Origin of the sequence: Yersinia entomophaga (assembly GCF_001656035.1) — a bacterium.
Lineage (GTDB): Bacteria > Pseudomonadota > Gammaproteobacteria > Enterobacterales > Enterobacteriaceae > Yersinia > Yersinia entomophaga.
Genome location: NZ_CP010029.1, coordinates 3231029 through 3256548, shown reverse-complemented (window position 1 = coordinate 3256548; position 25520 = coordinate 3231029). Strand labels below are relative to the sequence as shown.

Below are 25520 nucleotides of genomic sequence, written 5' to 3'. Positions count from 1 at the left end.
ATAGCCCGTAAGCATACTGAAACTACGTCAATGTGACTATGTGAAGTCATCACATCTTTATTGCCACCAGGCGATTCCTTCCAGCGTTAACACGGTAATAACGATGTAACGCACAGCTTTTCCCACACACAGAAAAAAAACCACCAGAGCCCAGGGCATACGCAGCCAGCCTGCCAACACACACATCAAATCGCCTACCACCGGTAACCAACTCAGCAAGAGAGCGGCTGGACCAAAGCGTTGGAGCCAGCCCAACGTCATATCCAGCCCGCGCTGCGGTTTTAACGCCGGTAACAGGCGGCCTATAACTACATTTGTTAAGCCACCCAGCGTATTACCTACGGTTGCAGATAACACTAATATCACCGCAGGCGCACTGCCCGCAGTTAGCAAGGTCACTAATAGAATTTCGGAACTTCCAGGTAAGAGCGTCGCGCTAAGAAAACTGCTACCGAATAACGATGCTACAGCCAGCGTGCTACTCACAGCAGACGCACATCCACCACGTCCATCTTCGCCCGCTTTGCCGCTTCTACGCCGAAATCAGCATCTTCGAACACGACACAGCGCTCCGGCGCCACGCCGAGCAATTCGGCACAGCGCAAAAAGGTGTCTGGCTCCGGCTTATGCCGGGTAACGTCATCGGCACCGACGATGACATCGAAGTAATCCCGAAGGCCAAGATGTCGTAAAAGCGCCTCAGCCATGCTGTGCTCGCTTCCGGTTCCCACAGCCATAGGTCTGCGGCCATGATAAGCCTTAACCACGTCAATGAGCGGGAGCGGCTTTACGTTATCCAACAGCATCGCCTTCACCGCTGCCGTTTTCTCAGCGGCTAACAGATGAGGATCTAACTTCAACCGATGATTATGAATAATCATCTCGGCAATTCGCCAGGTTGGAGAGCCGTTGAGCGCCACCATAGCTTGCTCATCAAATTGAATACCGTGAGGCATCAACACCTTCCGCCAAGCCTGTCGATGGGTGGATTCGGTATCCAAAATCGTACCATCCATATCAAAGATTAGGCCTTCATAGCGATCGTACATCTTTATCCCAGGATCATTGAGGAAAGGAAAAGCTACTTTATCGCAAACTCATTAAATTGTCGCTTACTGTATAACCATCTGTATTTAATCAGAAAAAGTGTTTTTTGGCTAAAGATGGTCATTAGATGAGCGTAATAAAATCAACTGGATGGGAATTCATTAGCCAGTACAAGCACTGTGATGAGATATAGATTTGATGAATATTTATAACCTCATCGACCCATCTTGATATTTTTCATAGGCAGGCGAAATTCAGATAGCGGAAAAAAAGAAGTCAGTGGCGTTCTACTGGCACTCGCGGGGTCTCACTGACCAAATCAGGCAGGATGCTATTTCAAATAGCCAGAAAGCAGAAAACCCCGCCGCAGCGAGGTTTCTTAAAATGGTGCACCCAGGAAGATTCGAACTTCCGACCGCTCGGTTCGTAGCCGAGTACTCTATCCAGCTGAGCTATGGGTGCGTTTGATTTTTTACTGCGAAGCGTTTCACCGAGTGAAACTATAACAACAAAGATGGTGCACCCAGGAAGATTCGAACTTCCGACCGCTCGGTTCGTAGCCGAGTACTCTATCCAGCTGAGCTATGGGTGCAAATAAATCTCTGAAACTATCTGACAGTCATTTAACTACTTCACCATACTGCAAAATATGGTGCACCCAGGAAGATTCGAACTTCCGACCGCTCGGTTCGTAGCCGAGTACTCTATCCAGCTGAGCTATGGGTGCATAGTAAATGGCGGTGAGGGAGGGATTCGAACCCTCGATACAGCTTTTGACCGTATACTCCCTTAGCAGGGGAGCGCCTTCAGCCTCTCGGCCACCTCACCATACGCTTCTTTCGAATTGTGCCTAACTTGCTTTTAAAGAAGCTCATCGGCACTGCGTGGCGCACATATTACTTTCCTGCACTTATAAGTCAAACAATTTTTCCCAACAAACGTTTACTTGCACAATTCACAGCCAAGATGCGCAATTTGGCATCGAAAAGAGTATTTTATCAACAGGCGAGATAAGGATGTCTGCGAAATAGCGTTGTAAAAGAATTGAAGGAATATTACTGAGGCGAGTTAAATCTTGGGAGAAAAGCGAGAAAATAGCCATGAGCGAGTGAGAAATGATGCAGGGAATAGAATTTGGGGGAGAGCAGCAGCGTCTCGCATTCCACGAGACGCTGCTTCAATATCAGTAAGTCGTCGGTTGAGACTTCTCTGCTTGAATACGTTGGTAGATTTCTTCACGGTGAACAGAAACTTCTTTCGGAGCATTCACACCAATTCGAACCTGGTTGCCTTTAACTCCTAATACAGTAACCGTAACCTCATCGCCAATCATGAGTGTTTCACCAACTCGACGAGTCAGAATAAGCATTCTTTGCTCCTTGAAAAATTAAAAGAGTCGGGTCTCTCAGTTTCCCCGCCATTATCCATCATACACCGTGAAAACGTAAGCCATCGCCCCCACATAAAATGTAAGTAGCTTGGTCGCGCCTCTAACTAATACAAGTTTAGACGACACGAACAAATTTGCGTTTAACTTTGTAACCGACCTATGACAAGAAAATTGAAAAGCGCCATACTCTTCTTTGAGGTATGGCGCATTTATTTTACACGATCATTGCATGCTTACAGCCGAGACGCGACCCACGCTTCTACGCTAGCCAGCGCGGCGGGCAGAGCCTGAACATCCGAACCTCCAGCCTGAGCCATATCAGGGCGTCCACCGCCTTTACCCCCCACCTGCTGGGCAATATCGGCAATCAACTCACCTGCTTTGACTCGGTTGGTCAAATCTTTGGTCACGCCTACAATCAGGCTCACTTTATCGTCCGCGGTCGTTGCCAGAACAATAATGGCAGAGCCCAACTGATTCTTCAGATCGTCAACCATGGTACGCAGCATTTTCGCTTCAACGTTATCCAGTTTGCTAACCAACAGTTTTACGCCCTTCACTTCTTTCGCAGAGGAGGACAATGAAGCACTCTCCTGCGCTGCCTGCTGGTCTTTCAACTGCTGTAATTCTCTTTCCAACGCTTTGCTGCGATCCAATACGGCCCGAATCTTATCTGTCAGATTATTGCTATCCCCCTTCACCAGGTGAGCAACATCCTGTAACAGATCACTTTGCTGATGCAGCAAGGCAATAGCACCTTCCCCCGTTACGGCTTCGATACGACGAATACCTGCTGCCGTGCCTGATTCAGCCAGAATACGGAACAGACCAATATCACCGGTACGATTGGCGTGAATACCGCCGCAAAGTTCGGTTGAGAAGTCGCCCATGGTCAATACGCGCACCTGATCGTCATATTTCTCGCCGAACAGAGCCATTGCGCCTTTTTCTTTCGCTGCGTCCAACTCCATAACTTCCGTTTGAATTGGCAGGTTGCGGCGAATCTGCGCATTCACCAGGTCTTCAACCTGACGAATTTGTTCCGGCTTCATGGCTTCAAAATGAGAGAAGTCAAAACGCAGGTATTTATCGTTAACCAATGAGCCTTTCTGAGCCACATGCTCACCCAGTATTTTACGCAATGCAGCGTGCAACAAGTGGGTCGCGGAATGGTTCAGACGAATACGATTACGGCGAGCGCTATCTACAATAGCATCAACGCTATCGTTAATACGCAAAGTACCTTGAGATAACTGGCCTAAGTGGCCAATCGCCTGGCCGTATTTCTGCGTGTCGGAGACCATAAAATCAGCCATAGCGCTTTTCAGTTGGCCTTGGTCGCCAACCTGACCGCCTGACTCACCGTAGAACGGAGTCTGATTCAAGATCACCACGGCATCTTCACCGGCATGAATCTCGTCAACGGCTTCACCATTGCGGAACAATGCAGTAACGGTAGATTTCTGCTCTACATGGTCATAGCCAGAGAATTCACTCGCGGTATCGACGCGGATCAGGCTGTTATAGTCAGCACCAAAACCGCTGGATTCACGAGCACGACGGCGTTGAGCTTCCATTGCCTGCTCAAAACCAGCCTCATCAACCTTCAGATTGCGCTCACGGCACACGTCCGCGGTCAAATCAACCGGGAAACCATAAGTATCATACAGACGGAATGCAGTTTCACCGTCCAGCGTGTCGCCGGTCAGCTTGTTCAACTCTTCATCCAGCAATGCCAGACCACGTTCCAGAGTCCGTGCAAACTGCTCTTCTTCAGTTTTCAGAACCTGCTCAACCATCGCCTGCTGCTGTTTCAATTCATCAGCGGCTGAACCCATAACGGCAATCAATGGCGCTACCAGTTTGTAGAAGAAGGTATCTTTGGCACCCAGAATATTTCCATGGCGAATAGCACGACGAATGATGCGACGCAGCACATAACCACGGTTTTCATTCGAAGGAATAACACCGTCTGAAATCAGGAACGCACATGAGCGGATATGATCGGCAATCACGCGCAGTGATTTGCTATTAAGATCGGTAGCGCCAGTTACTTCGGCAACGGCCGCAATCAAATCGCGGAACAAATCGATTTCATAGTTAGTATTCACGTGCTGCAATACAGCGGCAATACGCTCCAACCCCATACCGGTATCTACGGATGGTTTAGGCAGCGGCAACATTGTGCCATCTGACTGACGGTTGAATTGCATGAAAACGATGTTCCAGATCTCGATGTAGCGATCGCCATCTTCTTCTGGTGAGCCTGGAGGGCCACCCCAGATATGGTCGCCGTGATCGTAGAAGATCTCGCTGCACGGGCCGCACGGGCCGGTGTCACCCATTTGCCAGAAGTTATCCGAGGCAAAAGGCGCGCCTTTGTCGCCGATACGGATGATACGTTCACGCGGTACGCCAACGTCATTTGCCCAAATGTTATAGGCTTCGTCATCGGTTTCGTAAACGGTAACCCACAGTTTTTCTTTCGGCAGGTTGAACCATTTTTCGCTGGTCAGCAGTTCCCATGCGAAGTTAATCGCATCATGTTTGAAGTAATCGCCAAAGCTGAAGTTACCCAACATTTCAAAGAACGTGTGATGACGTGCGGTATAACCGACGTTTTCCAGATCGTTATGCTTACCACCGGCGCGAACACAGCGTTGGGAAGTCGTGGCGCGAGTATAGGCCCGCTTGTCCAAGCCCAAGAAAACATCTTTGAACTGGTTCATCCCGGCATTGGTAAACAACAATGTCGGGTCATTATTAGGGACCAATGAGCTGCTTGATACAACCTGGTGTCCCTTGCTATGGAAGAAATCGAGAAACGCTTGACGGATCTCAGCGGTGCTCTTGCTCATAATTGTCCCGGAATCAAGCTAAAAGAATGGCTCGCGAGCCAACAGCGCCCCCCTTAATAAAGGGGACTACCAGTCAGCTCACAAACAAAAAGTGGGAATAAGATAAATTTTCTTCAGAGGGAAGTAAAATCCCGTGTGCATTCATTCGATAAAATCATTGTAAATCGACTGAATTTCTTCTTGAAAGAAGCCACGATAGAGGAGATAACGCTGAACTTTTGCCTTTTCCTTCCATTCAACAGGTAAGGTTTCACCGAATTTGCGCTGAGCGACTTCTTTTGCCAGCTGACACCAGTCGATCTCACTTATTTCAAAAGCAGTTTGTGCTTGTTCTTTTTCTATGCCTTTCTGCAACAGTTCAGAGCGAATGCGCTGAACACCATACCCTTTGCGGCTACGGCTGTTGATATAACTGGTAGCAAAACGAGCATCATCCAGCCAGTTGTGTTGATAGCAATAAGCAATGACTTCATCAATAGCTTTTGGGTCAATAGCCTCAGCCGCGTCATGACCGTCAGTGAGATCATGGAGATCGTTGTCAGCCTCTTTTTCTTCGTTGCGGCTACCACCAGAACTATAGCTGTGATGATAAAAGCTATTTTTAGCGCTTCGATCGTCGTGATTATCGCCACCGCCGTTATTCAGGCTTTGACCCCGTTTAGTGGTAGATGGGGATTTTTTCTTTCCGCGTCCCCAATTGCCTTTTACCGAAAATGACTGCGCCGCAAGTTTGCGGCGCAGTTCGGTCTCACTATGATCTCGTTGAGAGAGCAATCTCATCGCGCGGCTTAACAGGTCATTCATTACTTTTAATCACAAGTAGAGAATCCCATCCCCTTACATTTCGAGTTGCGGCAGTGACAGCGCTAACATTCTCACCGCTTCCAGAAACTGAGTTAACTCAGTCCAGAATTGGTCTAATTGCTGCGTTACCGCAATACAAAACTTATCGGGTTGATATTTTGCCAGGTCATAGGATTAATATGACTATACGGCTATCACTTCAGCCTATTAAAATTCTTCGCTAGTCTCATCGTTGGCTTCATCGGCAAAACCACCGGCTGCCGCAGTCGATTGTTCACCAGCACCGCTCAGCAACATTTCACGCAGCTTCTTATCGATCTCTGTTGCAATAGCTGGGTTTTCTTTCAAATAATTACTGGCGTTAGCTTTACCTTGACCGATTTTGTCACCGTTGTAGCTATACCATGCACCGGCTTTCTCAATCAGCTTATGTTTAACACCCAGATCCACCAACTCACCGTTGATGTTAATGCCTTCACCGTAAAGAATCTGGAATTCAGCCTGTTTGAACGGCGCAGCAATTTTGTTTTTAACCACTTTGACACGAGTTTCGCTGCCCACTACCACATCGCCTTCTTTCACCGCACCGATGCGGCGAATATCCAAACGAACGGAAGCATAGAACTTCAGGGCGTTACCACCGGTAGTGGTTTCCGGGTTACCGAACATCACACCAATTTTCATACGAATCTGGTTGATAAAGATCAGCAAAGTGTTGGCATTTTTCAGGTTACCCGCCAGCTTACGCATAGCCTGGCTCATCATACGAGCAGCAAGACCCATGTGAGAATCGCCAATTTCACCTTCAATTTCAGCTTTTGGCGTCAGAGCGGCTACGGAGTCAACGATGATCACATCAACCGCACCTGAACGAGTCAACGCATCGCAGATTTCCAACGCTTGCTCACCGGTATCTGGCTGAGAACACAGAAGATTATCGATATCTACGCCTAGTTTTTTCGCGTAAATTGGGTCAAGGGCGTGCTCGGCATCAATAAAGGCACAGGTTTTACCTTCGCGCTGCGCTGCGGCGATGACCTGCAGCGTCAGCGTAGTTTTACCTGACGATTCAGGGCCATAGATCTCAACAATACGCCCCATAGGCAAACCGCCGGCTCCCAGAGCGATATCTAATGATAATGAGCCGGTAGAAATCGTTTCAACATCCATTGAGCGGTCTTCGCCAAGACGCATAATAGCGCCTTTGCCGAATTGTTTTTCAATCTGGCCCAGTGCTGCTGCTAATGCCTTTTGTTTGTTCTCATCAATAGCCATTTTTACTCCCTCTCTGGCAAGGTAAGGTCGCCCTTATCGTCGCCACTGAATGTTGTTTTGTGCAGGAAATTAGCGCTAATTATACTGTACAATCATACAGTATCAAGCCTATTTTTTTAGAAATTTATCAACCAGCGTCTGAAGCGCGAAAATAGTGGCCTGCAAGCGTATCTCATCGCGATTACCATTAAAAACATGCTTCTCAGCCGAGATCTGTCCAGCCTTTGTTGCAAAACCGAACCAGACGGTACCTACGGGCTTAAATTCAGTACCGCCGTCAGGCCCTGCAATCCCACTAACGGAGAGTGCAAAATCAGCCTGCGCCGCGTGTAATGCCCCCACGGCCATCTCACGCACGACCTCTTCGCTGACTGCACCATGCGCATTCAGGGTGGTTTCCGCTACGCCGAGCAAATCGTGTTTTGCTTCATTACTGTAAGTCACAAATCCGCGATCGAAATAAGCCGAGCTACCGGCGATATCCGTCAAGGCTTTCGCTATCCATCCGCCGGTGCAAGATTCAGCGCAGGTCACGCTGGCCCCGCGAGCCTTGAGCAACTCACCGGCGTCAATGCTGAGCTGACGCAGTTGTTGTTCGTTCATCATGCCCCCTTATTCTATGAAAATATTTCAGTGGCGATAGTAGCACTTCTCTTCGTTTGTGCTGCACTTCTGCCAATAGATGCGAAGCGTTTCGCATGTCGAATTCAAAGCCCTTGTCCGGACAACGCTTTACCTATCATGCTTAGCTGGTAATATCAAAGAAGCTTATAAATCATCTAATTGATTGCAGAGAGGTAATACCCGAGCAGGCTGGCGTGACGTAATTTCTTTATCTGACTGTTTTTACGTCCGACTTTTAGGCCTGTACGCCGACGATCATTTCAGGATAAAAAACCAGGACGCTATAGTGAAAAAAATTCTGAACGCATTCTTCCCACTTTACACCGCGACGGTGCTCATGTTGTTGGGTTCTGGCCTGCTGACGACCTATATCTCACTGCGTTTAACATCTATTAACGTGTCCGGAGCCCTGATTGGGGCCATTATTGCCGCTAACTACATCGGATTAGTTATCGGCGGTAAGGTCGGTCATTTTCTTATCGCCAGAGTCGGGCATATTCGCGCCTATGTCGCCTGCGCCGGTATCATTACCGCGGCAGTATTGAGCCACGGATTAACAGAATATATACCCGTATGGGTCATACTAAGGCTAATTATCGGCCTGTGTATGATGTGCCAGTTTATGGTACTAGAAAGCTGGCTGAACGATCAGTCATCCTCGAATCAACGTGGTACGGTATTCGGTTTTTATATGGCAGCTACCTACGCCGGTATGGCGCTAGGCCAGGTAGTTCTGATGCTACAGCCCAATTTGGGCCTCAGCACATTGATGGTGATCGCTTTATTCTTCGCTCTTTGCCTGGTTCCTATCGCATTGACAACCCGTAGTAATGCCCAGCAAATGTCACCAGCACCAATGGAATTGAAATTCTTTATCCATTCTATCCCGAAAATTCTAGCCTCAACCTTGGTTATTGGCATGATTGTCGGTTCTTTTTACGGGCTTGCTCCGGTTTATTCCAGCCTGCAATCGCTGACAACCGAGCAAACGGGTCTGTTCATGGCACTGTCAATTTTTGCTGGACTGGTGGCTCAGCTTCCCTTGAGCTGGTTATCCGATCGTTATAACCGAACCTTATTGATTCGTATCAATGCCATATTACTTGCCGTTACCGCGCTGCCGCTGGCTATCTGGCCGCATATTCCTTTTCGTCTGTTACTAGGGCTAGGATTCATCGTTAGCATGTTGCAATTTACCCTTTACCCATTAGTCGTCGCGCTGGCTAACGATCTGATTGAACCTGAAAGACGCGTCTCTCTGGCAGCCTGTTTACTGATGTCATTTGGCGTAGGAGCCAGCATCGGCCCACTGGCGGTCGGTGCGCTGATTGCGCCTTTAGGGGGCAATATTCTATATGCTTTCTTTGCTTTATGCGGCGTGGCGCTGGTTTCTCTCAGTCGCACGGTGAAACAGGATGAATCAGACTTTGTGAATGACGCACCTGTGCCTCATATTGCAATACCCGATAGTCTGGTCAGTTCTCCCCTTTCACCGGCTCTTAACCCTAGTTTTGACGAGCAGATGATTCAAGATATTATGCCTCCGTTAGAGGCGGTAGAACCGGATGGCGTAGAAACCGTCCAGACACAGCATCCTTAACATCGTTTAAAAAGCCTGTTACGGCAGGCTATTTTTATTGGTTTATTGCTGATGAGAGGCAAACAAAACCAATAAAAATTTAAAAATAACACCTGCAAATTAATAAAAAAGGAAATGTAAATGACATTAACCGAGTGGATTTTGACCGGTATTGTGCTGGGGTTGGTTGTCGGCGGTGTAATGACTTTTTTCAAAAATAAGAAATAATCCACTGTGATTTAAAGCAACGACAGATTATTTCTGGTTACGTCATAGATACATACGGAAAATGCGATCTATCCCCTATAAAAGAGATGGCGTCATCGCTTAGCTGACGCCACATATAGTAGGATCGGAGCCAAAGGCTACTTAAAAAAAATATACCGGCTTGATCTACCTTAGTTTCGATAACTGATGTTGCAAGTGAGAGAAAATGTCTAATAAACCGTTCCACTATCAAGACCCCTTCCCTTTAAAGGAAGATGATACCGAGTATTATCTGGTCAGCAATAATCATGTCTCCGTCTCGCAGTTTGAAGATCATGATATTCTCAAAGTCGAACCAGAAGCCCTCACCTTACTCGCCCAACAAGCTTTCCACGATGCATCGTTTTTACTCCGCCCTGCCCATCAAAAGCAAGTCGCCGCAATTCTTGACGATCCTGAAGCCAGTGAAAACGATAAGTATGTTGCTCTGCAATTCCTGCGTAACTCGGAAATCGCAGCCAAAGGTATTTTGCCAACCTGTCAAGATACCGGCACAGCGATTATCGTAGGGAAAAAAGGCCAACGCGTCTGGACCGGCGGTAATGATGCAGAAGCCTTGTCCCGTGGGGTATACAACACCTTTATTGAAGATAACTTACGTTACTCGCAAAACGCCGCGCTGGACATGTATAAAGAGGTCAATACCGGCAGCAATCTGCCTGCGCAAATCGACCTGTACAGCACAGAAGGGGAAGATTATAAATTCCTGTTCGTCACCAAGGGTGGGGGTTCAGCGAACAAAACCTATCTGTATCAGGAAACTAAAGCGCTATTATCTCCCGGCAAACTCAAAGCCTTCCTAGTTGAGAAAATGCGCACTTTGGGTACCGCCGCCTGCCCGCCATACCATATCGCGTTTGTCATCGGCGGCACCTCTGCGGAAAGCACGCTGAAGACGGTAAAACTGGCTTCCACCAAATATTACGATGGTTTGCCAACCGAAGGTAACGAGCATGGGCAAGCTTTCCGCGATATTCAACTGGAAGAAGAATTACTGAAAGAAGCTCAGGAATTAGGGTTAGGCGCGCAGTTCGGTGGCAAATATTTTGCCCATGATGTACGTGTAATCCGCTTGCCACGCCACGGCGCATCTTGCCCGGTAGGAATGGGGGTTTCTTGTTCCGCCGATCGCAATATTAAAGGCAAAATTAACCGTAAGGGCATCTGGCTGGAAAAACTGGAACATAACCCAGGGCAATATATCCCCGAGCATTTACGTCAGGCCACGGAAGGTAAAGTCGTAAAAATCGATCTGAACCGGCCGATGAAAGAGATCCTAAAAGAGCTGTCACAGTATCCGGTATCTACGCGCCTATCTCTGAGCGGCACAATTATTGTTGGCCGTGATATTGCCCACGCAAAATTAGAAGAACGTCTGAAAAATGGAGAGGGATTGCCGCAATATGTCAAAGATCACCCGATCTATTACGCAGGCCCTGCAAAAACACCGGAAGGTTATGCCTCTGGTTCCCTAGGACCAACCACCGCAGGCCGAATGGATTCCTATGTGGATCTACTGCAATCCCACGGCGGCAGTATGATCATGCTCGCCAAAGGCAACCGCAGTAAACAGGTAACGGAAGCCTGCCATAAGCACGGCGGCTTCTACCTCGGCAGTATTGGTGGTCCAGCGGCGGTATTGGCGCAAAACAGTATTAAAAGTCTGGAATGTGTGGAGTATCCAGAGTTAGGCATGGAAGCCATCTGGAAAATTGAAGTTGAAGATTTCCCTGCTTTTATTCTGGTCGATGATAAAGGCAATGATTTCTTCCAGATTATTCAAACATCTAAATGTAATCGCTGCGGCTAATGATTAGCCACAGGTAGATTGACTATTATCGCCCGGCAGAAATCTGTCGGGCTTTATTTTACGGTAACGAAACAAAAAAATTTTTAGCTATCATCAGCCTTATTCATAAAAATATTTTATTGATAAAAACCAACAAATATTTACTCTAAATATTAACTATTAGCATACTAATTGACATGTTTTCAATTAACTTTACCATAGTAAAAATCAACTTTTTCTAAAAAAACACAGTATATTAATAACTATACCCGCAATAATATTAATTACCTCATCACATATCATAATATTTTCAATTTGGCACCATAGAACTAAATTCCTCTAGCTATCATACATAGTATGAATACTCACATTTATCTTAACTTCTATACAAATAAGCCTGTCGCCACCCAATAACTAATTAATGACATTTGAGTCAAAAATAAGAGAAAGGCATCAGCAATTAGAATAATTTATATGCATTAAATCGCTAATGGTGCCTTTGTTATTTCTGTATTTTATTTATCAGCCCATACAGATATACACCAAATTTATTAATCCACGACATTAGAGTATTTCACTTATGTTAGATATGCTTTATAGCTTACAAACCTTTACTCCACTATGGTGGGGTAGTCTAGTAATACTTGGCCTATGTATCGGTAGTTTTCTTAATGTCGTCATTCATCGACTACCAATTATGCTCAAGAATAATAAGCACCATGAATTCAACTTGTGTATACCTCGCTCGTATTGCCCACATTGTCATCACTCACTGAAATGGCATGATAACATCCCTATATTCAGCTGGTTTCTACTTAAGGCACAATGCCGACACTGCCAAAATAAGATCTCTCTCCGTTATCCCATGATCGAGCTAGCGACTGTGGCTTTAACATTATTTATCAGCATGATTATTCCTGCCGGATATACGCTTCTTGCTGCATTAGTCTTTACATGGGTATTAATAGCGTTAACCGCAATTGATATTGAGCATTTGCTATTGCCGGATAACCTCACGCTTTCTTTGCTATGGGGTGGCTTGATTTTCCATTTATTCGATCAAACGTTGGCACTAAGTGATGCCGTTATCGGTGCAGTGGGTGGATATTTAGTCTTATGGTGCCTTTACTGGGCATTTTGGCTGACAACGCACCGTGAAGCCCTAGGCTATGGCGACTTTAAATTACTAGCGGCCTTAGGAGCCTGGCTCGGCTGGATGGAGCTACCGGCCCTGCTTTTGATTGCTTCCCTCGCTGGGAGCAGTTTTACTTTCATCGCGCATTTGCTTAGAAATAGGCCGTTAAGTGCACCTTTACCTTTCGGCCCTTTCCTAGCTCTCGCAGGTTGGCTATTGTTTCTGCATCATTACCATGCAATTAATGAAGATAACATACTGTCATTTCATGTTACGCCGAGCTTCATAGGCAAAATCAGCCAGTAGCAGGTTAAGAGAAGGACATTGATTATTATCGGTGCCAATTTCTTCCACAAGAGCCTGATAACGTGCCTGACTTTTCCCTTTCAGCGCTTGATAAGCTGGTGCTTTGGTATCCCAATTTCGCTCCATTGCCAGTTTTACCGCCGTTTGCATAAGTATTGATTCATCAGGAATATCTTTCCTTTGGCATTCCTGTCGCAAATACATGGCACCAGAAATCAGTGCAGATAGCTGTTCAATCTGCTGTGGTGTCTCCACTACTGGAGCCCTATTTGTTGGCCGCTGACACCCATTAACGAGCAATAGTGGTAATAGCAGGAGCAACGGATATTTAACTGATAGCATTGATTAACTCATCGTAAAAAGATGGATTCATCATATTAGAATAGAAACCAGCCGCGTAAAACCACAACCTGCTTATTAAAGTTTAATATACTGATTCGGGTTTTATAATGACGATATTTTAAATTACATCGAATGCAGAATATACACTCACCTTATCTTCGTCAGTTTTATATATTCTACGATATCATTTATCGTATTCCATTTATGCCAAACATCATCAGCTAACGGCTTAGCCGTTTCTTTCTCTACCTCAATAACCAACTCTAATATTTCTAGAGAGTCTATATGCAAATCCAGTATTAGTCTGGCATCCGGATTTATTTTCGACAGAGGACAATTAGTTATCGTAACAAGACTTTTCTGCAACCATTGTAATATACCAACGTATAAAACATCGTGAGTGTTGGCGAACCTATTTGTGTCAGACATAATATCCCTTTGCTACGCTAGAATTCTTAACGTTGGTTCATTGGATTTGGCGTGATCTTCTATAGCTCTAATCAAGAACTGAATTAAGTTTTCCAACTTATTGAGATGATGACCATATTTCTCCGTAAGCTGGTTAAGAGCATTTTGCTGCCGGTTCTTTATACTGTCGTTCCCTGCCTGCCATGCTTGATAAGTTGCGGTAGCGATGTCATCATTTCCACTAAGGTTATTTATTATTACCCCATCAGAATTCTCAAGACTTTTAAATATACTCTTTAAATTATCCAGATTAGGTAAAACATAAATATATCCTTTCTCTTTATCCCAAGTTACATTTAATTCAGGTGACAGTTCCTTCTTCCAGTAATTAAATCTTTTTTCATCACCCGTTAACGTATAAAGTGTTTTTACATTTGAAAAAGCATTTTCATTTATTTTGCCAGTTTCTGCATCATAAAAACTCGGTTCATGACTATAGATAATAAGTTTATCGTTTAGACTAGCGGCAAAACTCCGTTTTTTAAAATCAATTTTATTTGCATCACTCCCAGCCCCAACATATTTTGACTGCGCACTGAGTCCCTCACTAAAAGCTTCGTAATACTTACTATATCTCTCAACTATTTCTTTATGCTTACTCTGAAAATCTTCATAACCAATATCTACAACTTCAATCAAACTTTTTATATGTGGAGGTATATTTATTTCATCATGATTATATTTTGAAGATAATATTTCATATTTATCATGAATATCATCTGACACACGGTTAATGACACGTTGAGTATCTCCTTTCGTTACACCCGTTTTTTCCACCGCGATCAATCTTCTTACCCCATCATTGTCACTCGCCAATAAACTTAACCAATCACTTATTAAATTCGGATGATTATTACCATCTTGGTAACGTGATATAATAGAATCAAAAAAGTCGCTATTGATAACATCGCCTCCCCCACCATTCAACGTAGAATGTAACGATTCAATCTGACTAGAATTCTGCTTGATCGGCAATGCGTTCACTGTAGATATTATCATAACTATGATTCCTTAATTTAAATATCTTAGCCACGAATAATTTTTGCAGATGTCATATTTTGACCAGCGATTATCCCGTTAATAGTGTCCTGCATGCTTTTAAACATATCATTAAGAGAGCTAGCGGCTCTTTCTTTTTCTCTTAAAATAGTTTGAGTTATATCTGCGGCAGTGTTTTGTATCATCTTGTTGGCTTCAATAGTTTTAACTTCCGCCATGTTGATACCCGAAACCATCTGACCACCAGTAGTCGCCATATTAGAAATAGCCATGCCAACTATCTCCAATTTACGCCCAGTATGGCGGTTTGGCTTGGCCGTACTCAACGATGAATTAAGATCTTGGGGTCGTTCTCGCTCTGCTTTTATTTGTATCTTATCTTTGGGATGATTATGTATTTCTTTGGAAGACATCCTTTCTCTTGGTTCATTTAGCGTTCCTATTTTATTATTTTTCATTGTGCCAACCGCATTCATGCTGGCACCTCTTGAATCCATAACATTAAGGCTCTGCCTGACGTCACCAACTTTATTAGTAGCAATATTCGGCTGCTGCTGTTCAACTTCTGCATTCAGCATCCTATTTTGCTTATTTAAGCCACGTAGCTGTATACCGCTACCGGCGCCCACCATGACAGAACCGATAACAAAGCTGAATATGGCCCCGATCAGTTGCTGCTTGCCCTCTTTTATTGTTGAATCTGCTGCATTTTCAGCCATTGTAGCGCTTAGCGAAGCTAGGAAGATGTTTATCTTGGCGTTACTTTCATCCGCAGTCATCCGTTGTCGCTGTATCATAGATCTGATGAATATCATTAAATTATCTGAAGTAAACCCATCAAAGTGGGAGACTCTATCTACACCAATCTCGCGTGCAATCAAGGCTCCAGAAATTTTATGTAGAAACTCAGGTGCGAGTACGTTTGTAAAATAATCTGACTGGGTCTGTTGTAACTCTGAGTTTGGCGAATATCTTTTATGAGGAGCATTCTTAGAATACAATTGCATGAATTCATTCAAATTTTTGGATAAACCAGCTAAAACACTTTCATCGATTTCTTTCTGAGGGGATACAAGAGTCACTCCCGAGTTTGGAAGTTTTAATGATCCATCTTGTAATCCAGATAACGAGTTTAAATTTAAACTATTTATTGTTCCCTCAGCTGATTCACTAGAATTTATTGGACTATTTTTTTGATCGGAGTTTATCGCAGGATGATAAACAGGCGCTTGGGATTTGACATTAAAGTTTGAACTCATAATAACTCCATTTATCGAGATTAAACTGTTTTAATAATCAGGTAATATCACGAAACAATTAGCTCGCAATACGTCTAACCACGGCCAACTGATTTTGTTGAGATTGATATATCCCTTCAATCATATTGTCCAAATGTTCAGCGCCTACTTTCGTAAATGTTGAAAGTGTCTCCATTATGCGCCGAATCAATTCGTTTATTGAACGAATAAACTCTGTATTTAATGTTAAATCTGCAAATATATTTTTTGCGTCTAAGTTATAATCAGCAGAAATAATATTTAGCGTTCCAGATATCGCTACGTTATTCACATTCACAGCAGCTCCTGTTACTTTGGAGCCAATTTCTACCTTGCGCAAAGTCGTCTCACCAATATTTACTGAGTTATTAATTGCCTTTCCTATACGGCTAATGCCTTGATTCAGACTATCCCCTACCTTCCCAGCCGTATTCCCTACAGCATGCGCTGCGGCTTTGGGCAGTAATTTTGCACCTGCTTTCAGCACACCATTACCGATTAATTTAGCAAGAGACGATGCCATATTTTTTACGAATGATGACAATGAAACCAGAGAAATAAGAAGGAAAGCAACAGCCGCCAATACAACGCCAACAATTTTACCAATGTCCTCCGCTTTTTCCTTGGGTACGCCACAGGCAATCAGGGCATTGGTTATACCAGTGGCGATTTCTTTGGCTAGCATTTGCATTAAGCTACTATTTCCTGTTGCTTCAAGCACTACGTCTGCCACCGCCATAGCAATACCGACCGCTGCAACACAAACCATTAATGCAGACGCAGCACCGAGAGTAGCGACCGTGGCAACAACTGAAACAGCGATCATCACGTAACTAAGAATTTTACTAGCGCAGGATGCCGCCTTACTGGTCTCTTCGGCTTTTTTTTGCGATGCCTCACACTCTTTAGCTTTGTTTTCTGCATCACGACAAGCGGTTTCGTCTATCTTTTCCAGAATAGCCTTTTGTCGTAACGCATTATCAAGATTCAATTTGCCAATCAGCTCTTTCAGCAGAGCAGAGAGAATCGCGAGTTGTCCTAACGCACTAATATGCTTTTCCTTATCTATACTACCGGGTGCGCGATTACCAATTTCTGTAAGAAACTTTTCTATTTCCTCATGCGAGGTGGAAGCTTTTTTTGCTATAGCCAAAGCATCAGTAACTGCACAAGCGGCCTGTTTCTCTTTTGCATCCAAACGTACTTGAAGCGTAGCAATTTCCTTATCTACACGAGTCAGTTCAGATTGTGGATAAGGGGGAGTTTGGGCATTAGAACCCACAGTTTCGGGGAAGGCCGCTATATACTTTTGCACTGGGCCAGTTTCTACACTAAATGCAGGTTGTGAGCCTAAAGAACGTGCGTTTTGAGCAACCGAACTGCCCTTCGCTTTTAAAATATTTAATAAATGACGTTCTTTTTCAACGTCTTCTATATACATTTTCGTTCGTTGGTTTGCCGCGCGCAGCTCAATATTCACTTCCTCAAAAGAGGCCACTAAAGCATGACCTTGAAGGTGAATTGTTTCAGATTCGACGTTGAGCTGTTTCAGCCGATTCTGCATATTACCGATGGTATCTTTATGGAAAATATCCTGTAAGTTGAGCATGGCTTGCAGTAATGCCGTATTGCCATTTAGGTAATTACCCGTGGTTAATGGCGTAGCCTCTTTCGTTAAATTACCCTCAGCAGGACGATTATCAGAATGGGCAATATTCTGCAACCGGCTCGCCAAGGGAGCCTTTGTCATAAGCTGCGGTTTCGTTAGCAACGGGGCTCCGTTAATACCTTTGCGTTGCCGGCTCAATTGTTCCTCTGCAGCTAATTCTCGACAGGCATCCTCAAGAGCCAAAACTTCTTTGCCGGCATTATCTTTCGCGATCAATAACCCACCCGGCCCCACTCCCGCAGCAACAAAAGATAAAGCATGATTAATTCTTTCTCTGGTAAGCTTACTGGGGTCAATAGTCATAATATATTCCTTTAAATAAATTTATCGTCCCTGCCCCGTACATCAGGATCGATTTTCTTCCAAGTTTTGTTTGAGAGCAGACAAATAAGCCTGAGCCTTCTGTTTTAACTCAGCATTAGTCGTATTAATCACCGTAGTCTCAAAACAATGCAAAGCCGCCGAAGTTTTTTTTAGCATCAAGTTGCATTGCCCTGCATGAAATAGTGGTCGGTAATCGTCTTTCGCTAGCATAAATGCCAATGCATATAATTCTGTTGCTTTGTCAAAGCGTTTTTTTAATTGATAAACTGCTGCTAATCCCATGACATAATCAGAATTGTAAAAATCATAAATACTGAGGAATCTGAAAAAAGTTTCTGCTTCGTCTAACTTACCTTGATGATAAAACTCATAAGCGTATGCATAGATTCCTTGCATTGTAGACTCAGGAATATCATGTATATCTTTAAATGTTATACCATCCAACAATGCCTGACAGACATCATCAATATATTTCTCATCTTCAGTAATGGCAGTATTTATCAGAGCCTGTTCTACATTCTTTGATTCACTCATCGCGCTCTCCTTATGTTATATAGCCAAACAGCCCTGATATACCAAGGTCAGTCTAGACGACACTTACGCTAACTATCTTTTAAAAAACGATTGGGAAATATAGAAATAATTATAAAAACCATAAAAAACCTATAATCATTTATAGTCATCATAATACATTTGCTCTACTGATTATTAACGTTATTAGAATCATCACTATCGATTCCACTACTGGTATCAGATTTCACTTCTTCAACAAGCTCTTCTGCAGGAGGAAGATATATACCCATCTTCTCTAATTCTATTCTTTTTAGCCAAATAATAATATTAATTACATCCAGCATGTCATTGTCTCGGACAAAACTAAAAATATTACTATTACGGTAGATTCTGCGTGCTAAAATAATATCTCTTACAACAGGAATACCTTCCGATTCGGCAAAAGCGATAACCGCGAGCGCTTCTGCATTCTTTGCTTTAACTATTACAACAGGGAAATCTGCGACTTCTGGATCGAAATAAATACCTAATGCAATATGTGTTGGATTAGCCATCACGAGTTGAGAGCTTTTTATACTATGCTTTGTTTCCTCTGACAGAATATCCATATGTATTGTTTTTCGCGCATGTTTTATAATTGGATCTCCTTCACTTTCTTTATATTCCTTTTTAACTTCTTGCTTCTCCATTCTTAAATCCTTAATAAACAGATAAATCTCAGCCAAAGTATCCAGAAGCAACAATATTAATGATGACGAGAGAAATAAAAAAATAAAAACAACGCACAGCCATGACCATTGCTCTATCATTTCACTTAGCTGAGACTGATAAAGCATAAATACATCTCGTTTCCATACCATGATGAATATATAAATTGATGTAGAGAAAGACAACAAATATAAAATTGCCTTAACTAATTCTTTTAATGGCCTTATGCCAAATATCTTTTTCATCCCAGAGATTGGATTAAGGTGCGAGAAGTTTATTTTTAACGCCTCTGTTGCCAGCCTGAAACGACTTTGTAATAAAGAAAGTAAAACCCCAGGCAATAAACAGAATAACAAAACAGGCACTACGGCATAGAGAAAAATTCGATACAACTCATCTAGATAGGCAGGTATGTTAATCTCTTTTGGCGATAGTAGTACCTTTTGTAGCAATTCACCTATATTCTCAAGACTCGAGAACCCACTAATTGCCAGGGAACCACAAACTAAAACCGCTGCAGCAACCAGATCCTTTCCTTTAAAGCTCTGCCCTTTTTTCGCCGAATCGCGGATCTTTTTGTCAGTAGGCTTCTCTGTCTTCTCTGCCATTCTATTCCCAAATAAAAAATATACTTCATCGAAATTCAAATAAAAATAACTTAATTTATTTAAGCGTAAAAATATCCAATAAAAGAGACATGTCTACCATAGATACTAATATTGACGGTATTTCATTATGGAAATAAAGCAAAAAAACGCTAAATGCAATAATAGACTTTATCGCTAGAGAGAGGGAAAAGGCATTAAGTTGCGGGCAAAAACGTGAATATAGCCCCAGTGCAACCTCACTAAGAAATAATGTCACCAAAACCGGTGATGCCAGTATCAACCCTTGGCTCACCAATGAATTTAACCAAGCCCCAATTATCAGTGGTTCAAAATGAGAAAAACCCTGACAGAATGGCATCATGCGATAACTATCAGCAAAAGCCGCGACTAATTTATACACCCCGCCATCAGCTAAGAAAATCATGCATATCAAGTAATTAAGAAATGCAGAAAACTCAGATGACTCAATGCCATTAGCAGGATCAATCGTATCACTAATTGTCGCACCTCGCTGATTATCAATTATCTCACCGATAATATTAGCTACAAAGAAGGGTAAGCAAATTAGAAAAGCAAAGATAATGCCGATTAATAGTTCATATAATACAATATCAATAATTTCTCGCTGCTCTCTGACATCATCACCTACGGATAAATATGGCCACAGACCTAAAATTATATAAATAATTAGGCTATTCTTAATCACTATTCCATTTAGAAGTTTAGTGTTTAAAAAAGGCAAGAGAAAGAAAACTGGAGCAATGCGTAAATAGGCAATACTGAGCGTTATCATGCCAGAGCTAAAGGTATCGTATAAAGAAATATATAAGTTAATAGTATTATTATTCATACAACATTTAGGTTAGCGGTTGAAGCGCAATAGATAAAACCTCTAGGGTATAACTCGTTATTTTATCTGCTAACCATCCTGACATCATAAATAACGAGCCGAATACTGCTAGTAATTTCAAACCAAAAGGCAAAGTTTGCTCCTGTAGCTGAGTTACCGTCTGTATTAATCCGACAAATAGCCCAACTATAGTCGCAACCAATACAGGAATAGCGGATAGAATAACGATGAGTAACAATGCCTTATTGCTTGCATAAATTATCTGTTCCATAAGCTATTGCTGAGAAAGTTCCATGTATTGCATAATTAATCCTTTAGATATCAGGGACCATCCATCTATAGCCACGAATAGAATAAGCTTTATAGGAACAGAAATTGTAACCGGACTCATCATCATCATACCTAGTGCCAACAGTATGCTTGAGATAATTAAATCAATCACAACAAAAGGCAGGTAAATATAAAAACCAATTTCAAAAGCAGACTTTATCTCACTGAGTGCATAAGCCGGTAAAAGTGAAAATAGCGATGCACCTTCGTTTTCAATATCAATCTCTTCCTCGCTACGCCCCAGTTGAACAGACTCAAAAAATGAAATCAATTCAGGATCAGCGTATTTCTTCAAATAATATTTATATTTCCCTAGCCCTCCATCAATAAATTCTTCAATCGATATTGAATCTGTTACTATTACTTTCCGCGTCTTTGAGTACTCATTGATGTCACTGATTACGGGCATCATCACAAAGAGAGAAAGAAGTAGTGCGATTCCGTTCAATGCAATATTAGACGGGATTTGTTGTACTCCCATAGCATTACGGACCATAATAAGAACAATTGATATCTTTAAAAAACAGGTTCCGGAAGCTATAATAAATGGCAAGAGTGAAGCAATTGCTATTATTGCAATAAGCGATATGTCATCAGGCATTTTTATCTACTCTATCTTGCCTAAAGTGGCCATTTTTGTTACTTCAATTCCTAAATCATCATCAATATAGATTAATTCACCTTCAGCAAACAGATGATTATTTGCGTAGATTTTTATTTTCTTTTCCATTTCTTGTTCTAGTTCAAACTGAAATCCTGCCTGAATCTTTGACAGTTCATCAAGACTTATTGACTTTTTACCAAGAACGAAAGTTAAAACAACTGATATTTCGGACATTTTTATAGGAAAAGCGATTAATTCCTCGTCTGGATTCTCGTTCAAAACATCCAAAAAATCATTTTCAGTATTTCCTTCGTTATCAACTAATGTGTCCACAATAATCGCTCCCTGATCCTGATATAAAAATGTTGCTATAGCCTTATCTGATATCTTAAGTTCCATCAAAATATGTTGCACTAGAAGAACATCTCTCAATTCCAATAAATTTAATAGTCTATAACTGATGTTACTGGTTCCTAGAATCCATTTACTCATTATCGGTAAATGTCTTAATGACTCAGTTTCGCCTTTTATTGGTATTAAATAAATTGGTGCACGCGATAATAAAATCCAGCCAACATGATATTCACGAACTTTCAACCAATATTTCCGTCCTGTTTCTCCAGATAAAATACTAATGTCTTGTAATGAGTAAACCCCAGAAAATAATTTTCTTTCCCTTACTTCATTTTTAAATAATTCTAATAGTTGCTGTTCACCGATGTATTCCCAGGCCAACCCAGCCAGTTCTGGCCAAATGTATCGACACCAATCAACAAGATCGATCGCTCCAATTAATCTTTCTTTAGAGCAATGAAGCTGGAAAATTGCATATGTCCTATTGGCTGCTATCGTCTCCGGCAGTACTTGTGGCTCATAGTCAAACTGCTGTTTTATTATTAGCGCATGCTGCCGAGTAACCCGCCGAAAATTAAACATTATGGTTTTTCATCCTGATCCGAATATCCATAATCAAATTTTCTTTCTCTATATGTTTTACGTGGTTCAAAGATCATAGTCCGTTCTGTTTCCAGCAAATGATAATTTTCATCTAAAATATACTGCACGTTATCATCAGAGGCCGTTGCAAATATTCTCTGCATCTTTGCCAGTTGAATTCTGACCGAAGGAGTATCACTCCAAGACGAAAATCGATAATGTAACCCACGCGATGCATTCTCTGGGTTCTCAGGTGGTAACGGCATATACTTGCTCACCTCATTATCAAAAAAGTCATCAAAAGTGCCTGTCTTATCACTGTAAAAAGTAGGCGTTAGATCTATTTTCTGTAACCCTGGCATACCTACCTTATCTAAAAAACCATCCGTTGCATCAACTTCTCGTGACCAACTCAAACCAATAGACCCAGAAAGACATTCTGACTCCAACAATAATTGCTCGGCATCACCCGTTATCATTCCGCCTATAGGTCCTTTATTCTGTGGCGATGGGGTCAATATCTCTCTATTCTTCTCACTTGAATTCTGATTTGGCGTGCTTATATCTCCCGAATGATATTCACCGCGATATTGTTGTAATTCACGCTGAACCGTGGGCATAGATGAATCAATATGAGTACTTTCGAGCTTCAATATATCAGATAAAGCGATAAGAACTTTAGAGCTCGATATTCTTCTTTGGTTGCCCACACCCTTATTCCCCGCGAATGAGCTCATATGAATAAACTCACGGCCAAATAAATATGTTAATGCCGAATCATGTATTTCTTTCACTTCAGGCTGAGCACTAAAAGAGACTCCCTGTTTAATGTGTAATAACGCTTCTATGATAACTAAAGGTGCTAACAGCAACCCACCCTCCTGCTGTTCACCATCAAGAGATAAACTAGCTTTTAGAAACGGCGCTTTAACCTGATTTAACTTTTTATTGAGGAGCGTTTCATCCTCAGGTAACATTGCCACAGAAACTAGCACCGAATCGGTGATAAAAGACCTGGATACAGCATCATTAATTGATACTGTCTCATGATGTCCAATATTTAATACCGGATTTATTTTATATTCGAATACCACCATGAGCCGACAGCTCCTCGATTTCAATTTCCCTCGAAGTCTCAGATTTTAAACTATGGTTGCAGCGTAACCCAGTAAGATATTTTTGGAACTTTTCACACTTTATATTAAAATTCATGACTCGCTTGGTGATTATATTTCTGTTCTGCTTTAGCTGCTGTAAATCTCCATCCAACGTTTCTATCTTATATTTTAATAAGAATATTTCGTTCAAAACTATTGATTTCTGGCGGCGATTATCAAAAAAATCCTCTCTGGTAAACTTCATTTTCTGATCGAATAATCCAGCTTGCATATCTAAGATTTCGATCCGCGTAGCGATGCTTTCAACTTTCTCACTCACTGATGTTATTTTCTTATTTATTGAGTTCAATTCAATCTGGGAACGCTTCAGTTTTTTTTCAAGCAAACGTAAGTAATTTTTGTTTTTAAGAAGTAAGTTCATACAACGCTCTTTGTGTTTCTAAAAATAGACTCTTCGCACCGGTCTTCTGTTTTAAAAACAGTTCTATTTTCTCTTTTCTATCTAATGCTCGATCATTTTCCTGATTTTCACCACGCTGATACTCTCCTAAATCCAGATAAAATTGAATGTCATCTAACCGGGCTAGTATGTCCCGTAAATCTGTGGCAGCCTGATAATGCTCAGGAGTCGTGATCTTCGAGAAAATACGGCTTACGCTCTTTAATATATCAATGGCAGGATAATGCCCGCGTCCGGCTAATCTATAATTAAGATAAATATGACCATCTAGAATTGAGCGAATCTCATCACCAATGGGATCTATCTCCTCCTCGCTTTCTAGCAATATCGTATAGAAAGCCGTAATGGAGCCTTGTTGCATGTTGCCTGGTCGCTCTAATAAAGAAGGAAGTTGCTCAAATACAGAAGCTGGGTAACCGCGCCGAGCTGGCAACTCCCCGGCTGACAGCGCAATATCCCTAAGTGCTCTGGCGTAACGCGTCATAGAATCAACAAATAACACCACATTCTTTCCCAAATCACGAAAATATTCCGCTATTGATGTGGCCAGCAACGCTGCATTACAACGCTCCACCGAAGGGCTATCGGAGGTAGCATAAACCAGGATGGTCGAGTCTCGGCGCGGGGAATCAGCTATTTCATTAATGAATTCTGTGACTTCTCGTCCCCGCTCCCCAACCAACGCGACGACACAAACATCAGCATCAGAATGCGCTATTATCATATTCATCAACGATGTTTTGCCTGCACCTGCAGCCGCGAAAATACCCAAACGCTGCCCTCTGCCGCAGGTAAGTAAACCATCTATCGCTTTGATTCCAGTATCAAATCTGTTACCAATTGCCCTCCTTTGTGTGATTTCTGGTGGCGATGAATCTATGTTCCTCCACTCCAACGGTTGGTTATCTGGAGGTTCAGAAGAGCTGTAGAAAGACTGAATCTCCTCACCCGAGGCCTTAAATACTTTTCCTAACAAAGACTCGCTCATAGGAAACTGAAAGGGTTTACCCAACGGTAAAATTACCGCATCCAGAGAAAGTCCCTGAACTCGACCTATCAGACTTAATAGAGTTTGCCCGGCACAGAAACCAATAACCTGAGCTTTAGCGATTAACTCTCCGTTAGTCAAAGAACGTTTAATCACACATATCTCGCCGATGAAACACCTAGGTAATGGAGCCTCGATTAATACACCGCTTATTCGGGTTGGATGAGCGCCATAGTCAAATAATCTCATAAT

General features: G+C 42.6%; 24 protein-coding genes and 4 tRNA genes. 3 read left to right on the top strand and 25 right to left on the bottom strand.

What is annotated here, in order from left to right:
• Positions 1–57 precede the first annotated feature (57 nt).
• The 11 genes from PL78_RS14715 to pncC form a co-directional block, all read right to left on the bottom strand.
• A complete protein-coding gene (locus tag PL78_RS14715; RefSeq protein ID WP_064516632.1) occupies positions 58–486 on the bottom strand; it encodes a YqaA family protein in 429 nt (142 codons plus the stop codon).
• A complete protein-coding gene (yqaB, locus tag PL78_RS14710) occupies positions 483–1049 on the bottom strand; it encodes a fructose-1-phosphate/6-phosphogluconate phosphatase (protein WP_064516630.1) in 567 nt (188 codons plus the stop codon). The genes PL78_RS14715 and yqaB overlap by 4 nt, the downstream gene beginning before the upstream one ends.
• A 383-nt stretch (positions 1050–1432) precedes the next feature.
• Positions 1433–1509, bottom strand: a tRNA-Arg gene (locus tag PL78_RS14705).
• Positions 1510–1562: 53 nt separating this feature from the next.
• Positions 1563–1639, bottom strand: a tRNA-Arg gene (locus tag PL78_RS14700).
• A 58-nt stretch (positions 1640–1697) separates the two neighbouring features.
• Positions 1698–1774: transfer RNA gene (locus PL78_RS14695), tRNA-Arg, on the bottom strand.
• A gap of 8 nt (positions 1775–1782) precedes the next feature.
• A tRNA-Ser gene (locus PL78_RS14690) sits at positions 1783–1875 on the bottom strand.
• A 355-nt stretch (positions 1876–2230) separates the two neighbouring features.
• The gene (csrA, locus tag PL78_RS14685) at positions 2231–2416 is read right to left on the bottom strand and encodes a carbon storage regulator CsrA (RefSeq protein ID WP_002209449.1); all 186 of its coding nucleotides are present in this window, start codon (positions 2414–2416) and stop codon (positions 2231–2233) included.
• A gap of 254 nt (positions 2417–2670) precedes the next feature.
• Entirely contained in the window at positions 2671–5295 is a 2625-nt protein-coding gene (alaS, locus tag PL78_RS14680; RefSeq protein WP_064516628.1) for an alanine--tRNA ligase, read from the bottom strand.
• 141 nt (positions 5296–5436) lie between these two features.
• Positions 5437–6075 carry a recombination regulator RecX gene (gene recX / locus PL78_RS14675; protein ID WP_064518462.1) on the bottom strand — a complete coding sequence of 213 codons (639 nt, stop codon included), beginning with the start codon at positions 6073–6075 and terminating at the stop codon, positions 5437–5439.
• A gap of 231 nt (positions 6076–6306) precedes the next feature.
• Positions 6307–7374 (bottom strand): recombinase RecA, encoded by a 1068-nt coding sequence (gene recA / locus PL78_RS14670; RefSeq protein WP_064516626.1) that lies wholly within the window; start codon positions 7372–7374, stop codon positions 6307–6309.
• Between the two features lie 108 nt (positions 7375–7482).
• A complete protein-coding gene (gene pncC / locus PL78_RS14665) occupies positions 7483–7977 on the bottom strand; it encodes a nicotinamide-nucleotide amidase (RefSeq protein WP_064516624.1) in 495 nt (164 codons plus the stop codon).
• Positions 7978–8284: 307 nt separating this feature from the next.
• Between pncC and PL78_RS14660 the strand changes: the two genes are divergently transcribed.
• The 3 genes from PL78_RS14660 to PL78_RS19695 all read left to right on the top strand — a co-directional run bounded on the left by PL78_RS14660 (position 8285) and on the right by PL78_RS19695 (position 13074).
• Entirely contained in the window at positions 8285–9598 is a 1314-nt protein-coding gene (locus tag PL78_RS14660) for an MFS transporter (protein ID WP_064516622.1), read from the top strand.
• 412 nt (positions 9599–10010) lie between these two features.
• Positions 10011–11654: a class I fumarate hydratase FumA gene (fumA, locus tag PL78_RS14655; protein WP_064516620.1), complete on the top strand. Its 1644-nt coding sequence runs from the start codon at positions 10011–10013 to the stop codon at positions 11652–11654.
• Positions 11655–12213: 559 nt separating this feature from the next.
• Positions 12214–13074, top strand: a complete 861-nt coding sequence (locus PL78_RS19695) for a prepilin peptidase (protein ID WP_120805315.1) — start codon at positions 12214–12216, stop codon at positions 13072–13074.
• Here PL78_RS19695 and gspS read toward each other — a convergent pair.
• The 14 genes from gspS to sctN all read right to left on the bottom strand — a co-directional run bounded on the left by gspS (position 13030) and on the right by sctN (position 25517).
• Positions 13030–13329, bottom strand: a complete 300-nt coding sequence (gspS, locus tag PL78_RS14650) for a type II secretion system pilot lipoprotein GspS (RefSeq protein ID WP_235600976.1) — start codon at positions 13327–13329, stop codon at positions 13030–13032. The two genes, PL78_RS19695 and gspS, sit on opposite strands and share 45 nt — an antisense overlap.
• 234 nt (positions 13330–13563) lie before the next feature.
• Positions 13564–13845, bottom strand: coding sequence for an acyl carrier protein (locus tag PL78_RS21105; protein WP_064516616.1), 282 nt, complete (start codon positions 13843–13845; stop codon positions 13564–13566).
• Positions 13846–13857: 12 nt separating this feature from the next.
• A complete protein-coding gene (locus PL78_RS14640) occupies positions 13858–14883 on the bottom strand; it encodes an IpaD/SipD/SspD family type III secretion system needle tip protein (protein WP_064516614.1) in 1026 nt (341 codons plus the stop codon).
• A 26-nt stretch (positions 14884–14909) separates the two neighbouring features.
• Positions 14910–16142: a hypothetical protein gene (locus PL78_RS14635; protein ID WP_064516612.1), complete on the bottom strand. Its 1233-nt coding sequence runs from the start codon at positions 16140–16142 to the stop codon at positions 14910–14912.
• Between the two features lie 58 nt (positions 16143–16200).
• Positions 16201–18132, bottom strand: coding sequence for a type III secretion system translocon subunit SseC family protein (gene sctE / locus PL78_RS14630; protein WP_064516611.1), 1932 nt, complete (start codon positions 18130–18132; stop codon positions 16201–16203).
• Positions 18133–18174: 42 nt separating this feature from the next.
• Positions 18175–18687, bottom strand: a complete 513-nt coding sequence (gene sicA, locus PL78_RS14625) for a type III secretion system translocator chaperone SicA (RefSeq protein ID WP_064516609.1) — start codon at positions 18685–18687, stop codon at positions 18175–18177.
• 164 nt (positions 18688–18851) lie between these two features.
• Positions 18852–19982, bottom strand: coding sequence for an EscU/YscU/HrcU family type III secretion system export apparatus switch protein (locus tag PL78_RS14620; RefSeq protein ID WP_064516607.1), 1131 nt, complete (start codon positions 19980–19982; stop codon positions 18852–18854).
• Between the two features lie 55 nt (positions 19983–20037).
• Complete coding sequence (gene sctT, locus PL78_RS14615) at positions 20038–20832, bottom strand: type III secretion system export apparatus subunit SctT (protein WP_064516604.1); 795 nt, start codon at positions 20830–20832, stop codon at positions 20038–20040.
• A gap of 7 nt (positions 20833–20839) precedes the next feature.
• The gene (gene sctS / locus PL78_RS14610) at positions 20840–21103 is read right to left on the bottom strand and encodes a type III secretion system export apparatus subunit SctS (RefSeq protein WP_064516603.1); all 264 of its coding nucleotides are present in this window, start codon (positions 21101–21103) and stop codon (positions 20840–20842) included.
• 3 nt (positions 21104–21106) lie between these two features.
• Complete coding sequence (locus tag PL78_RS14605) at positions 21107–21763, bottom strand: EscR/YscR/HrcR family type III secretion system export apparatus protein (RefSeq protein WP_064516601.1); 657 nt, start codon at positions 21761–21763, stop codon at positions 21107–21109.
• Between the two features lie 6 nt (positions 21764–21769).
• Entirely contained in the window at positions 21770–22702 is a 933-nt protein-coding gene (locus tag PL78_RS14600) for a FliM/FliN family flagellar motor switch protein (protein ID WP_064516599.1), read from the bottom strand.
• Positions 22702–23799: a SpaN/EivJ family type III secretion system needle length determinant gene (locus tag PL78_RS14595; RefSeq protein ID WP_064516597.1), complete on the bottom strand. Its 1098-nt coding sequence runs from the start codon at positions 23797–23799 to the stop codon at positions 22702–22704. Before PL78_RS14595 ends, PL78_RS14600 begins: the two co-directional genes overlap by 1 nt.
• Complete coding sequence (locus PL78_RS14590; RefSeq protein WP_064516595.1) at positions 23780–24241, bottom strand: hypothetical protein; 462 nt, start codon at positions 24239–24241, stop codon at positions 23780–23782. The genes PL78_RS14595 and PL78_RS14590 overlap by 20 nt, the downstream gene beginning before the upstream one ends.
• Positions 24225–25517, bottom strand: coding sequence for a type III secretion system ATPase SctN (gene sctN / locus PL78_RS14585; RefSeq protein WP_064516593.1), 1293 nt, complete (start codon positions 25515–25517; stop codon positions 24225–24227). Before sctN ends, PL78_RS14590 begins: the two co-directional genes overlap by 17 nt.
• Positions 25518–25520: the final 3 nt, after the last annotated feature.